Source organism: Pseudarthrobacter sp. AL07, assembly GCF_029960665.1.
GTDB lineage: Bacteria > Actinomycetota > Actinomycetes > Actinomycetales > Micrococcaceae > Arthrobacter.
Window position 1 is genome coordinate 1 of sequence record NZ_JASBRB010000011.1, and the last position, 14,033, is coordinate 14,033.

12 protein-coding genes and 1 pseudogene are annotated in these 14,033 nt (G+C 64.1%); 11 read left to right on the plus strand and 2 right to left on the minus strand.

Annotation, left to right across the window (positions count from 1 at the left end; all coding sequences use genetic code 11):
• Together QK290_RS10695 and QK290_RS10700 are read left to right on the plus strand one after the other, a co-directional pair.
• Positions 1–254: pseudogene (locus QK290_RS10695) on the plus strand (pyridoxal 5'-phosphate synthase lyase subunit PdxS); the annotation flags it as partial.
• Positions 255–469: 215 nt separating this feature from the next.
• Positions 470–1,837, plus strand: coding sequence for a hypothetical protein (locus QK290_RS10700; RefSeq protein WP_282330645.1), 1,368 nt, complete (start codon positions 470–472; stop codon positions 1,835–1,837).
• Between the two features lie 39 nt (positions 1,838–1,876).
• Here the strand turns inward: QK290_RS10700 and QK290_RS10705 are convergent, their stop codons facing one another.
• Entirely contained in the window at positions 1,877–2,644 is a 768-nt protein-coding gene (locus QK290_RS10705; RefSeq protein ID WP_282330646.1) for a glutamine amidotransferase, read from the minus strand.
• Complete coding sequence (locus tag QK290_RS10710) at positions 2,641–3,933, minus strand: Mur ligase family protein (protein WP_282330647.1); 1,293 nt, start codon at positions 3,931–3,933, stop codon at positions 2,641–2,643. Before QK290_RS10710 ends, QK290_RS10705 begins: the two co-directional genes overlap by 4 nt.
• 91 nt (positions 3,934–4,024) lie before the next feature.
• Here QK290_RS10710 and pdxT point away from each other — a divergent pair, with 91 nt between their 5' ends.
• From pdxT to QK290_RS10755, 9 genes are all read left to right on the plus strand, one after another.
• Positions 4,025–4,735 carry a pyridoxal 5'-phosphate synthase glutaminase subunit PdxT gene (gene pdxT, locus QK290_RS10715; RefSeq protein WP_282330648.1) on the plus strand — a complete coding sequence of 237 codons (711 nt, stop codon included), beginning with the start codon at positions 4,025–4,027 and terminating at the stop codon, positions 4,733–4,735.
• A 2-nt stretch (positions 4,736–4,737) separates the two neighbouring features.
• Entirely contained in the window at positions 4,738–5,493 is a 756-nt protein-coding gene (locus QK290_RS10720) for a YebC/PmpR family DNA-binding transcriptional regulator (RefSeq protein WP_282330649.1), read from the plus strand.
• 35 nt (positions 5,494–5,528) lie between these two features.
• Positions 5,529–6,107, plus strand: coding sequence for a crossover junction endodeoxyribonuclease RuvC (gene ruvC / locus QK290_RS10725; RefSeq protein WP_282330650.1), 579 nt, complete (start codon positions 5,529–5,531; stop codon positions 6,105–6,107).
• Positions 6,108–6,197: 90 nt separating this feature from the next.
• The gene (ruvA, locus tag QK290_RS10730; RefSeq protein ID WP_282330651.1) at positions 6,198–6,842 is read left to right on the plus strand and encodes a Holliday junction branch migration protein RuvA; all 645 of its coding nucleotides are present in this window, start codon (positions 6,198–6,200) and stop codon (positions 6,840–6,842) included.
• The gene (gene ruvB, locus QK290_RS10735; protein WP_282330652.1) at positions 6,835–7,923 is read left to right on the plus strand and encodes a Holliday junction branch migration DNA helicase RuvB; all 1,089 of its coding nucleotides are present in this window, start codon (positions 6,835–6,837) and stop codon (positions 7,921–7,923) included. Before ruvA ends, ruvB begins: the two co-directional genes overlap by 8 nt.
• Positions 7,924–8,104: 181 nt before the next feature.
• Complete coding sequence (gene yajC, locus QK290_RS10740; RefSeq protein ID WP_282330653.1) at positions 8,105–8,509, plus strand: preprotein translocase subunit YajC; 405 nt, start codon at positions 8,105–8,107, stop codon at positions 8,507–8,509.
• A 111-nt stretch (positions 8,510–8,620) separates the two neighbouring features.
• Positions 8,621–10,378, plus strand: a complete 1,758-nt coding sequence (secD, locus tag QK290_RS10745; protein ID WP_282330654.1) for a protein translocase subunit SecD — start codon at positions 8,621–8,623, stop codon at positions 10,376–10,378.
• Positions 10,378–11,400, plus strand: coding sequence for a protein translocase subunit SecF (secF, locus tag QK290_RS10750; protein WP_282330655.1), 1,023 nt, complete (start codon positions 10,378–10,380; stop codon positions 11,398–11,400). The genes secD and secF overlap by 1 nt, the downstream gene beginning before the upstream one ends.
• Positions 11,401–11,538: 138 nt before the next feature.
• A complete protein-coding gene (locus tag QK290_RS10755) occupies positions 11,539–13,932 on the plus strand; it encodes a bifunctional (p)ppGpp synthetase/guanosine-3',5'-bis(diphosphate) 3'-pyrophosphohydrolase (protein ID WP_282330656.1) in 2,394 nt (797 codons plus the stop codon).
• Positions 13,933–14,033 lie beyond the last annotated feature (101 nt).

Here is a 14,033-nt window from a genome sequence, read left to right on the forward strand (position 1 = left end):
CCGCCGGCGGCATCGCCACCCCGGCCGACGCCGCGATGATGATGCAGCTCGGCGCTGACGGTGTGTTCGTCGGTTCCGGTATCTTCAAGTCCGGCAACCCGGCCCAGCGTGCCGCTGCCGTGGTCAAGGCCACCACGTTCTTCGATGACCCGGACGTCATCGCCAAGGCCTCCCGCGGCCTCGGCGAGGCCATGGTGGGCATCAACGTCGCTGACATCCCGCAGCCGCACCGCCTCGCCGAGCGCGGCTGGTAACAGCTCCACAGCCGTAACAAACGACGCCGGCCGGTCACCTCCTGAGGTGACCGGCCGGCGTCGTACTGCCCCTTCCCTGAGTCCTTCCAGATAAAGGGGGACTAACAGCGCCGAAGTCTCGATCAGTGGACAAAAACCCGGCGGTCCTAGGCTATCGTCGAGTCTATGGTTCTGCGTCGCGGATGCCAGGAACGTCCACTAAGGAGCCATGCCACGTGTCCGGCACGGAATCGGTACCCAGGCCACGGGCGGCGATACTCGGCCTGCCTGTCCGCTACATCGGACCCCTGACCATCGGGGTCCTCGCTGTGGCGTATTCGGCATTGTGGCTTGTGGCACGGCCCGCGGGCGAACCCCTGGCGCGCCACCTCGGTCAGCTGTTCGGCGGGGAATCAGTCCTGCTCTTTTCCGTCGCGCTGGTACTGATCAGCACCCTCGCGCATGTCGAGCAGGTGTTCGGCGGTATTGATTACGCCGCCATCTGGCACCGTCGCCTCGCGATCGCCGGGGCGCTGCTCCTGCTGCCCCACCTGGAACTCGCTTCCAACCCGGAAGCCACGAGCCTGGGTAAGACACTTGCGGTGCCGGGGGCCGTAGGGATCGCGGCTTTGATCGTTTGGGCCATCCTGCCGCGATGGCGCACCATGCTTCCGGCGGCCGTCCACGGACTAGTGACCAATACGCGCGACTCGTGGCCGGTCAAGCTGTTGACGCGTGTCCTGGGCGGTTATGAACGGTGGCGTGGCTTCCACCGCCTGACAGGCCTGTTCGTGGCTGCCGGTTTCTTCCACGGGCTTCTGGATGCAACCGCCTTCGAATCCACACCGGTGCTCCGTTGGAGCTACCTGGTGATCGGCGGCGTGGGGCTGGGATTCTACGCTTACCGTGAACTGCTGTCCCGGCACTTCCTGCCGCATCACGACTACCAGGTGGACGAAGTCCGGACAGTGGCGCCCGATCTCGTCGACGTGCATCTCCGGCCGCTGGGCAAACCCCTGGATTTCAGGCCGGGCCAGTTCGCCATGATCTACCTGGAAACGAAGGACGGCTGGCAACGGCATCCGTTCTCGATCTCGGGATCCCGGGGAGAGAAGAGTATCCGCATCACGGTGAAGGCACTCGGGGACCACACAACCCGGCTTCCCGAGGTGGTACAGCCCGGCATGCCGGCGGTGGTCAGCGGGCCCTACGGCAATTTTGACCGCCTTGCCGGAACCCCACACCAGGTCTGGATCGCCGGAGGCGTCGGCATCACACCCTTTTTGAGCTGGCTTCGGTCCCTCGACGGTGAGCTCAAGGAATCGGTCGACTTTTTTGTCACGTCTGCTGGCCGGTCGCCGTTTGCCGACGAGATCGAAACTGTCGCAGGAAGGCATCCCCGCCTGACGGTCCACCTGGTTGACACCACTTCCGAGGGACGCCTGACTCCGCAACGGGTGCTGGAAACGGTCAAAGCCGATCCGCGTGAGCTCTCAGTCTTTATGGGCGGTCCCGACGGAATGCTCCGTCAGTTCCGCAAAGAATTCCGCGGCTCCGGGGTGCGTGCGGCGAACATCCACCGTGAGTACTTCCACTGGCGGTGACGCTGACGGCAGGGTGGCCATGGCCCTGCCGAAAGTCCATCAGCGCGGACGGCGCGCAGCGTGCTCCCGGGCCAGTACTGCGTAGCGGTCATCGGGGGCACCCGGGACAAACGTCCCGTACTTACGCTCTGCGGCGGTCCTGATGAGGAAATCGGCAATCGCCGGGTTCTTCGGCAGCAGGGAGCCGTGCAGGTAGCTGGCCACGACGTTCCGGTACCGGGCGCCTTCGTGGCCGTCGCTGCTGTTGTTGCCGGTGCCCTTGGCCACGGTGCCGAGCGGCCGGACGCCGGCACCCAGGGTGGTCTGCCCGCTGTGGTTCTCGTAGCCCAGAACCTCGCCGAACTCCAGTGTGGCCACCTTGACGTTGCCGATCAGGCGTTCGTCGGTGCCGTGTGTTTCCACGTCCAGGATGCCGATCCCCGGGATGACCGTACCCAAGCGGGTCTTGAAGAAGCGTCCGAACAGCTGATACAGCCCGCAGATCACCAGCATGGGGGCGCCGTCTTCCGCCAGCCCGGTCAGGACACCGGCGCGTGAGTGCAGGTCATCCTGGATGACCAGTTGACCGCTGTCCTGCCCGCCGCCGCCCACGATGAGGTCCACATCGGCCGGAAATTCGTCGCCGACGTTGTACTCCAGCAGCTCCGGGGTGTAACCGTGCCAGCCGATCCGCTGCTTGATCACCAGGGCGTTGCCCCAGTCGCCGTAGATGTTCATGTCCCGCGGGTAGAGCTGCAGGACGCGGATGGTGCCCTTGGAATTCTGTTCGACGCCGTCCGGCCCGATGCCGGTTGATTCAGCGGTCATGAGACCACCTCCACTGTGGTGATTTTGGACAGCTCGCGGCGGATGGCCAGCATGGCTGTGTAGGTGCAGAAGATCCGCTTCGGTTTGCCCTTGGCCGCACGGATGAATTCGGTCAGTGCGGGCGCGATCTCCGGCTGGACCGCGCCGATCCGGACGTCGTCATACTGCAGCCGCAGTGCCATATCGTAGGCCCGGGACCCGGTGAGCTGGTCCACGCCGCCGTCGCGGAGCGAATCGAATTCCACGTCCCACAGCCAGGACATGTCCCGGCCGTCGGCGTAGTTGTCATTGATGGCGATCATGGTGGCATAGCCGTCCGCGGGGAAGGACTTCAGCCCCAGCCGGAAACCGCTGGGGTTCTTGACCAGCACGAGGTCCAGTGGCTGGCCGTCCACGGTGAGGCTTTCGCCGCGGCCGAACGCGGGCTCCACCCGGGATAGCGCCGTGAGCAGGGTGGCGTGGTCGGCGGTGACGGCACCGCCGCCACAGATACTGCGGGCCAGGGTCAGCGCCGCGGCCGCATTAAAGATGTTGTAGACGCCGCGGAGCTTCATCGCGGTGGTGACAGTGACGCCGTCGTACTCAAAATCGGCGGTGTCCGGCCCCACTTTGCGGAGTACGACGTCGGCGTGCGGCTTGCGGGGGAGCACCGCGGGGGTCGGGCTGCCGGGCGCTGCCCGCATGTCGTCGTCGTTGGGGAAGGTGCTGAGGAGGGAATCGTCCAGTCCGAAGTACTGGACGTCCTGGCCCGTGAGGGTGTCCGCGATGCGGGCCACCCGGGGATCTTCCCTGTTGAGGACCACAGTTCCGGAGGTCTTGTCGGCGATGTGCTGCAGCAGCTGGGCCGTCTTGTCGATCTCGCCGAACCGGTCCAGCTGATCGCGCAGGACGTTGAGCAGGAGGCTGTACCGGGGCGGAACACGGTTCACAAAATGCACGGCGTGGGCTTCGTCGAGTTCCAGGACGGCGACGTCGGCCGTGAGCCTGCCGCGCCAGTCCACTTCGCCCAGCAGGGCAGCCGCCACACCACGGGTGAAATTGCTGCCGGTGCGGTTGGTGAAGACCTTCAGACCCTGGCTCTCCAGCAGTTCCACCACCATTTTTGTGGTGGTGGTTTTGCCGTTGGTCCCGCTCACAACTGCAACGCCGTGGGGGAGCGTGGCGAGCGTCCGCTGCATAAAGCCGGGATCGATTTTCTCGACCACCAACCCGGGCAGGGCGGACCCCCCGCCCCTGAGCCGGGAGACCCGGCGGACCAGCTTGCCGAGCGGAACACTGATGTAAAGCATGCTCTGTAATATATCCCAGCAACGGCATAGAACCTCTCCCCGGAAGCGCTTCCGGCGCCGCCTCGGGACCCGCGCACATTATGCTGAGTGGATGACAAACCCCCTTTCGGCTGCTTCTGCACGCGTGGGCTCCGGTCTGCGGATCGGCGTCCTGGCACTTCAGGGCGACTTCCGCGAACACCTCCGGGCCGTGGAAGCCGCGGGTGCCGCCGGCGTCGGAATCCGCCGCCCCTCCGAACTGGACGGCCTGGACGGCCTCATCATTCCCGGCGGAGAATCAACAGCCATCGACAAGCTGGCCCGCGCCTTTGAGCTGGCCGGACCGTTGAAGGACCGGATCCGCGACGGACTGCCGGTCTACGGTTCCTGCGCCGGCATGATCCTTCTCGCAGACGCGATCGCCGATCCGGCCACGGACCTGGCCGGCAACCCGCAGCAGACTTTCGGCGGCCTGGACATCACGGTGCGGCGCAACGCCTTCGGCCGCCAGCGCGAGTCCTTTGAAGCGGACCTGGACTTCAAGGGCCTGGACTTCAGCGCCACGGAATCCGGTGTGGCCCCGGTGCATGCTGTGTTCATCCGCGGCCCCTGGGTGGAACGCGTCGGCGCCGGCGTGCAGATCCTGGCGCAGGTTGAGCCTGCGGACCCGGAGCATGCCTCCCATGCGGCCAGCCTGCCGGGGACAGCTAGAATTGTCGCAGTGCGTTCCGGCCACCTGTTGGCCACCTCCTTCCACCCGGAAGTGACTGGGGAGAAACGCGTACATGAACTTTTTATCCGCATGATCAGAGGAGACGCGTAAGCATGTCAGGACACTCCAAATGGGCAACGACCAAGCACAAGAAGGCCATCCTCGATAGCCGCCGCGCAAAGTCGTTCGCCAAGCTGATCAAGAACATCGAAGTCGCTGCACGCATGGGCGGACCCGACCTCGCCGGCAACCCGGGCCTGGAACTCGCCGTCACCAAGGCCAAGAAGACGTCGGTGCCCGCCGACAACATCGACCGTGCCATCAAGCGTGGCGCCGGCCTCACCGGTGAAGTGGTTGACTACACCGAGATCATGTACGAATGCCGCGGCCCGCAGGGTTCTGCGCTGCTGATCGAGTGCCTGACGGACAATAAAAACCGTGCAGCCTCCGAGGTCCGCCTGGCCATTTCCCGCAACGGCGGCACCATCGCCGACCCGGGTTCGGTGAGCTACCTCTTCAGCCGCAAGGGCGTCGTCTCGATGCTGAAGAACGGCCTCAGCGAGGACGACGTCCTGATGGCTGTCCTCGACGCCGGAGCCGAGGAAGTCAAGGACAACGGCGACAGCTTCGAGATCCACTCCGAACCGACCGACCTCCAGGCCATCCGCGATGCCCTTAAGGAAGCCGGAATGGAGTACGAGACCGACGAAGCCGAGTTTGTGCCGTCCATGCAGGTGCCGCTGGACCTCGACGCCGCCAAGAAGTTCATGAAGCTCGTGGACGCCCTGGAAGAGCTCGACGACGTCCAGAACGTCTACAGCAACGCCGACCTCAGCGACGAAGTCCAGGCCGCCCTGGAAGTTGAGTGAGCGTCCGCTTTGTGGCCTAGGGCGGATGTCCCAGGGTGACCCTGCGCGTATTGGGCGTTGACCCGGGCCTCACCCGCTGCGGTATCGGTGTTGTCGACGTCGAACGGAACCGGCGGGCCACGATGGTGGCAGTCGGGGTGGTGGGTACGTCTCCCAAGGAGACTCTGGACCAGCGCCTGCTGGTGATTGCCCTGGCCATCGACGAGTGGCTGGACCGCTATGAACCCCATGTGCTCGCCGTCGAACGCGTTTTTTCCCAGCTCAACGTCAGCACGGTAATGGGGGTGGCGCAGGCCTCCGGTGTGGTGATTGCCGCCGCGGCCCGGCGCGGGATCCCGGTGGCCCTGCATACGCCGTCGGAAGTTAAAGCAGCCGTGACCGGCAGCGGCACCTCCAACAAGGAAGCCGTAACCAAACTTGTCACGAAAATCCTTCGGCTGGACGCGCCGCCGCGGCCGGCGGACGCTGCAGATGCCCTGGCACTTGCCATCACCCACGCCTGGCGGGCCGGCAGCGGAGCGGCCGTTGCCACCACCGGCCCCGGCAGCCTGTCGCTGACGGCGGCCCAGCGAGCCTGGGCCGACGCCGAAGCGAAAGCGCGCCGCGGGCGCTGAATGTCCACCGTGCTTGCTAGGGTATTCGTAGATATGTTCGGATAGCCGGTCCTGCTCCCAGGATTCCGGCAGTACACCAGGAGCCCGGCTTTGATCAGTTTCCTTCGCGGGACAGTAGCGCACGTTGGCCTTTCCTCTGCCGTCATCGACCTCAACGGTGCCGGTATGAGTGTCAACGCCACACCCCAGACGCTCAGCCGCCTCCGCACCGGCGAGGAAGGCAAGCTCTTCACCTCGCTGATAGTGCGCGAGGATTCGCTGACCCTGTTCGGTTTTGCCTCTGACGACGAACGTGAAGTTTTTGACGTCCTGCTGAGTGTGAGCGGCGTGGGCCCGCGGCTCGCACTGGCGGTGCTCGCCGTGCACGAGCCTGAAGCGATCCGGGTTGCTGCCCACACGGGTGACAGTAAAACCTTCACGAAGGTGCCAGGCATCGGCCCCAAGGTGGCGGGGCGGATCGTGCTGGAACTGGCCGGCAAGCTGGTGCCGCACGGTACGGCAGGTGTCGCCGGGGCGTCCACTCCGGCCGAAGCGGCGTGGAAGCCCCAGGTGGTGGCGGCCATGACCAGCCTCGGCTGGTCGGAAAAGGATGCCGCGGCCAGCATCGAGAAGGCCCTTGCGGACGATCCCGAGGTTGAATTCCGTGGCAATGTGGCCGAGATCCTTCGGACCACGCTGCGCTGGCTGGGCCAGGACGGCGCGCGGGCCGGCAACCGCGTAGGCAGCCGTGGCTGAGCCTTCGGTGGTGGCGGCCGGGGAGGAACCCGAGGAACGGGTGATCGAAGCCGCCCTCCGGCCGAAGAACCTGGATGACTTCGTGGGCCAGCACCGGGTCCGCAGGCAACTCTCCCTGGTCCTGCAGGCCTCCCGGATGCGGGGACGCAGCGCGGACCACGTACTGTTTTCCGGCCCTCCCGGCCTGGGCAAAACCACCCTGGCCATGATCGTGGCTGCTGAAATGAACGCGCCTCTGCGGATCAGCAGTGGTCCGGCCATCCAGCACGCCGGGGACCTCGCCGCCATCCTTTCCTCGCTTTCCGAAGGGGAGGTCCTGTTCCTGGACGAGATCCACCGGATGTCACGGCCGGCAGAGGAAATGCTTTACATGGCCATGGAGGATTTCCGTGTGGACATTGTGGTAGGCAAGGGCGCCGGGGCCACCGCTATCCCGTTGGAGCTTCCGCCTTTCACTCTGGTAGGTGCCACCACACGCGCCGGCCTGCTGCCCGGCCCGCTCAGGGACAGGTTCGGGTTCACCGGGCACCTGGAGTTTTACAGCGTGGCCGAGCTGGAACTGGTGCTCAGGCGCTCCGCCGGCCTGCTGGACCTCAAGGTCAACTCCGCGGGGTTCAGCGAGATTGCCGGCCGGTCCCGCGGTACCCCGCGTATTGCCAACCGCCTGCTCCGCCGCGTCCGGGATTGGGCTCTCGTGCATGGGATTGAGCAGATTGACGCCCGCGCTGCTTCCGCGGCCCTGGACATGTACGAAGTGGACAAGCGGGGCCTGGACCGGCTGGACCGGGCAGTCCTGGAAGCACTCATTACGAAGTTCGGCGGGGGACCCGTGGGACTTTCAACCCTGGCCATTGCGGTGGGGGAGGAGACCGAGACCGTTGAAACGGTGGCGGAACCGTTCCTTGTGCGCGAAGGCCTGCTGGGCCGGACGCCCCGGGGGCGCATCGCCATGGCTCCGGCCTGGACCCACTTGGGCTTTGCCATACCGGCCGGGGTTTTCGGGCAGGAGCCGCTGGATCTGTTCGAACCGGACCCGGACAGTGCCGGATCCGCGGCCGAATGGGCGCCGAACGGTCAATAGCACTGTCCTCCCAGCTTTTCCCTTTAGACTGGTATGACACCCGGCACGTTCGGGTCTGTGTTCCCGCGACGGCTCCGAGGAGCCGTTGCCTGCCCGTCACATTCTCTGCAACGGGGAACGATGCGGACGCTGCCAAACACCCGATACGCCAGTACAGAACGGAATCTTCCCTGTGGATCCAATGAACATCGTCTTGTTCGCAATGCTCGGAATCTTTATCTTCATGATGTTCCGCCGCAACAAGAAGACCAAGGAGCAGCAGGCAACGCTGCAGTCCCGGTTCGAGCCTGGTGTTGAGGTCATGACGAGCTTCGGACTCTTTGGCCGGATTGTCTCCATGGACGACGCCGAGAACAAGGTTGTCCTGGAACTCTCGCCCGGGAACCTGGCGACAGTCCACCGCCAGTCAGTGACCAAGATCGTGGAGCCTGTCGAAGCCGAGGCTCCGGCCGTCCCGGATGACGCTTCGTCGCTGACCAGCGAATCATCTTTGACCAGCGATGAAGCCGGTACCCCGGCAGTGTCCGCCGAAACCCCGGATGAGACTCTGAAGCGCCTCAGTGACGAGGGCAAGAAGGACATCTAGTCCTCGCCGCACGGCAGCCCGCGTTATAACACCTCTACGGCTGGGGACAACCGCCGGTGGGACTGATAGCTCCCGCCGGTGGTTCCTCCGTAAATAAGAGAAAGATTCACAATGGCACGAACTGGCCCCAACAACTCAGGCCTGAGGGTACTGGTGTGGCTCGGTGTAGTCCTTGCCGTGCTGACCGCCGTCCTGGCCGGCGGCACCCTTGCCGGACAGGCAAGCTGGGCACCCAAGCTGGCATTGGACCTCGAGGGTGGCACCCAGATGATCCTGGCACCCAAGGTTGAGGGCGGTTCGGACATCAATGAAGAACAGCTCAACCAGGCTGTAGCCATCATCCGCCAGCGTGTGGATGGTTCAGGTGTTGCCGAAGCGGAAATCAGCACCCAGTCCGGCCGCAACGTCGTGGTGAGCCTTCCGGGCACGCCGACGAAGGAAACCCGCGACCTGATCCAGGCCTCCGCGGACATGAACTTCCGCCCGGTGCTGCTCAACGGAGACGGCGCGCCCGTCCCCACGGAATCCCTCACCCCCGAAGACCAGCTTCCGAAGCCCACGGCAGACCCGGCCAACGGCAGCGACATCAACTGGATCACCGCGGACATCTACCGCCAGTTCGAAACCACGGACTGCAACAATCCTGCGCCGGAGAGCCCCGAAGCCTCCGATCCCACCAAGCCCCTCGTCACCTGTGAACCGGCAACAGAGACCACACCCGCCATCAAATACATCCTGGGACCGGTAGAGGTCAAGGGCGGCAACATCGTTACGTCCTCCTTCCAGCTGCAGCAGGGTGCCCAGGGCGCTGTGACAAACGACTGGGCCGTCAACATCCAGTTCGACAACGAAGGCACCGCCAAGTTCAAGACCGTCACCGAACGGCTGAACCAGTTCTACGTGGCAGCAGGCGGCGAGACCGGCACCGACCCCAAGTCGCAATTCGCCATCGTCCTTGACGACCAGGTCATTTCCGCGCCCCGTTCGCAAGCGGTCATCACCGACGGACGTCCGCAGATCACCGGCGGGTTCACTGAAAAGTCAGCCAAGGCACTCTCTGACCAGCTCCGCTTCGGCGCGCTTCCGATCAGCTTCGAAATCCAGAGCGACCAGCAGATCTCCGCAACTCTGGGTGGCGAACAGCTACGCATGGGCCTCCTTGCGGGCATCCTCGGGTTGCTCCTCGTGGTGGTCTACTCACTCTTCCAGTACCGGGCCCTGGGCCTGGTGACCATTGCATCGCTGGTGGTGGCCGGCGCCCTCACCTATCTGGCCATAGCCATCTTGGGATGGACTGAAAACTACCGGCTTTCCCTCGCCGGCGTGGCCGGCCTCATCGTCGCCATCGGCCAGACCGCAGACTCCTTCATCGTTTACTTTGAACGTATCCGCGACGAACTCCGCGAAGGCCGCGGACTTGTCTCCGCGGTGGAAAACGGATGGAAGCGGGCCAAGCGCACTGTCCTGGCATCCAAGGCCGTGAACCTGCTGGCCGCGCTGGTGCTCTACTTTGTGGCTGTCGGCAACGTCCGCGGGTTCGCATTCACGCTGGGCCTGACGGCCATTGCCGACCTCGTCGTGGTCTTTATGTTCACGCACCCCACCCTGCAGGTCCTGGCGCGCACCAAGTTCTTCGGGGAGGGCCACCGGCTCTCGGGCCTTGACCCCAAACGACTCGGCGTCTTGCCGCTCTACCGTGGCGCCGGACGCCTGCGCACACCAGAGGCCAAGCCTTCTGTAGTCCGGGCCAAGAACACCGGAGCGGTCGCCGAGGCTGAACGACGCATGACCATCGCAGAACGCCGCCTTGCGGAAAAGCAGGAGCAGCTCACCAGCTCCTCCAAGAGCGCAGCCAAGGAGAACAAGTAATGTCCAGCAGCTTCGCCAATTTCGGAAACGAGCTCTACAGCGGGAAGCGCTCCTACAACTTCGTCAGTGCCAAGAAACTGTGGTTTATCATCGCGGCGGTGGCGGTCGCACTGTCAATCCTCATTCCAGTTGCCAAGGGCGGGTTTAACCTTGGCATCGAATTCCGCGGCGGATCGGAGTTTACTGTCTCCAACGTGCAGAACACCGACTCGGCCCTTGGCCAACAGGTTGTGGAAGACGTCGTGGCCGGTAGCGTTCCGCGGGTGGCCAACGTCGCCGGTACCACCATGCGGATCCAGACGGACAAGCTCACGGACGACGAGACGCTCAGGATCAAGGAAGGCCTGACTTCGGCCTACGGCGTCACTGACAACGAGGTGACCTCAACTTTTATCGGACCCACCTGGGGTGCGGATGTCACCAAGCAGGCGCTGATCGGCCTGATCGTCTTTGTGGCGCTGGCCGCGGTGCTGATGGCGCTCTACTTCCGGACCTGGAAGATGTCGCTGTCCGCGATGGCCGGAATGCTGGTGACGATGTTCGTGACCGCAGGGGTGTATGCTCTCAGCGACTTCGAGGTAACGCCGTCTGCCATCATCGGGTTCCTGACGGTGCTCAGCTACTCGCTGTATGACACGGTGGTGGTCTTCGACAAGATCCGTGAAAACACCGCCGATGTTGATGCGTCCACCCGCCGCACTTTTGGTGAGGAAGTCAACCTCGCCGTCAACCAGACCCTGGTGCGTTCCATCAACACCATGATGGTGGCCATCCTGCCGGTCGGAGCCATCCTGTTCATCGGTGCCGGCCTTTTGGGGGCGGGCACTTTGCGGGACCTGTCGCTGGCACTGTTCGTCGGAATCCTGATCGGGACGGCCGCGACCATATTTATCGCTGCCCCGATGTATGCCTGGCTGCGCCAGAATGAACCTGACCTGGTGAAGCAGGCCAAACGCGTGGAACAACGCAGGTCCGCGAACAACGCCAAGACCGAAGGATCAGCTGCGCCCGCAGGGGCCTGACCCATCGCACCGCAACGAGCCGGGCGGCGTCGGAAAACCGACGGCGCCCGGCCCGTTTCGCATTTCAGCGCCCGGTTACATATGTGAACTGGCGGGGGAATAGACTGAGGTAATTAAACAGTCGTGAGGGGTGCTTCATTGGAAGAACGTTCGGCGTCGGTGCCAACGGCAGACGGGGATAACAGCCCGGGCCACGGAATTCAGACCGGGCTGACCGCTTCCGCACGCCCGGCGCCGGCAGTTCCTGTAGACAATTCGGGCGCACGCCCTACTTTTCCCGGCCGACGCGAGCGGACGCGCTCCCGGCTGGCCCGGCTGACCGGGCGCGGCGCGGTACCGTATTCGCCCATTCTTGAGCCTCTGCTGCGTACCGTACGCGCGAACAACCCCAAAGAAGACTTTGACCTCATCCAGCGCGCTTTTGAGGTGGCCGAGCAGAGCCACCGCGGGCAGAAGCGCAAAAGCGGCGACCCGTACATCACCCACCCCGTCGCCGTAGCCACCATCCTCGCTGAGCTCGGCCTTAGCGGAACCACGTTGGCCGCGGCCCTGCTGCACGACACGGTGGAGGACACTCCTTACACACTGGCTGACCTCAAGAAGGACTTCGGTCCTGAGGTTGCCATGCTGGTGGACGGCGTCACCAAGCTGGACAAAGTCAGCTTTGGTGAGGCCGCGCAGTCCGAGACCGTCCGCAAGATGGTTGTGGCCATGGCCAAGGACATCCGGGTCCTTATGATCAAGCTCGCGGACAGGCTCCACAACGCCCGGACCTGGCGGTTTGTTTCCGCGGAGTCATCGGCACGAAAAGCCCGCGAAACCCTGGAAATATTCGCGCCCCTGGCCCACCGGCTGGGCATGAACACCATCAAGTGGGAATTGGAGGATCTGTCCTTCGCTGCCCTCTACCCCAAGGTCTATGAAGAAATCGTCCGGATGGTGGGCGACCGCACCCCGGAACGGGAGAAGAGCCTGGGCGTCATCCGGGATCAGATCACCGACGACCTCCGTACCGCCCGGATCAAGGCCACCATTACGGGCAGGCCGAAACACTATTACTCGATTTACCAGAAGATGATCGTTCGGGACAAGGATTTCGACGACATCAACGACCTCATGGGCGTCCGGGTGCTCGTCGATTCGGTCCGGGACTGCTACGCAGCCCTGGGCACCATGCATTCGCGCTGGAACCCGTTGCCGGGGCGTTTCAAAGACTATATCGCCATGCCCAAGTTCAACATGTACCAGTCACTGCACACCACGGTGATCGGCCCCGGCGGCAAGCCCGTGGAGATCCAAATCAGGACCCACGAAATGCACCGCCGGGCTGAGTACGGTGTGGCAGCGCATTGGAAGTACAAGGATCAGCCCAACCGTACCGCAGTGGGGCCGGGCAGCCCCCGCGACGGCGACATGGGCTGGCTGAGATCCCTGGTTGACTGGCAGCAGGAGACCTCCGATCCGGGGGAGTTCCTGGACTCTCTGCGGTTTGAGATCAACGCCAGGGAAGTCTTTGTCTTTACCCCCAAGGGCGAGGTCATGGCCCTGCCTGCCGGTTCGACGCCGGTGGATTTTGCCTACGCGGTCCACACCGAAGTCGGTCACCGCACCATCGGCGCGCGGGTCAACGGCAAGCTCGTTCCCTTGAACAGCGAGCTGAACCACGGAGACTGGGTTGAGATCTTCACCTCGAAGGCTGAAGGCGCCGGACCGAGCCAGGACTGGCAGCACTTCGTCAAAAGTGCCCGCGCCCGGAACAAGATCCGTCAGTGGTTCAGCAAGGAACGGCGCGAAGAGGCAATCGACCGCGGAAAAGAACTGCTGACACGGGCCATGCGGAAGCAGAACCTGCCCCTGCAGCGACTCATGACGCACGAGGCCTTGGCAGCGGTGGCCGCAGAGTTCAAGTACGTTGACATCTCCGGCCTCTACGCCGGCGTAGGGGACGGCCATACGTCAGCGCAGTCGGTCATGGAGAAACTCGTTGAAAGCCTGGGCGGCAACGAGAGCACCGACGACGACATCACTGAAGTCAGCATCCCTACGCAGGTGGCCAAGACCAAGTTCTCCGATTCCGGAGTGGTGGTGCGCGGCGTTGGCGATGTCTGGGTGAAGCTCGCGCGCTGTTGCACGCCTGTTCCGCCGGACCCGATTCTCGGCTTTGTCACCCGCGGTTCCGGTGTTTCGGTGCACCGTACGGACTGCACCAACATTTCCGATCTCCGGGACCAGCCCGACAGGATCGTTGAGGTGGACTGGGCACCCACGCAGTCAAGTGTTTTCCTGGTGGAGATCCAGGTTGAGGCGCTGGACCGGAAGTCCCTGCTCTCGGATGTCACCCGCGTCCTGTCCGAGAACCACGTCAACATTCTGGCGGCCAGCGTTAACACCTCCACCGACAGGGTGGCTATCTCCAGGTTCGCCTTCGAGATGGGGGACCCCAAGTACCTCAGCCACGTCCTCAGCGCCGTGCGGCGCATCGATGGTGTGTTCGACGTCTACCGGACCACCGGCAACAAGCGCCGGAGCTAGCAGGGCCAGCTTTTCCAATCCAGCCCGTTTGTGCGGGACCCGGGGGCTGGCTTCGATGGCCAGGATCAGCAAGCGCAGCCGCACGTCCCGCTCCGGCCGGG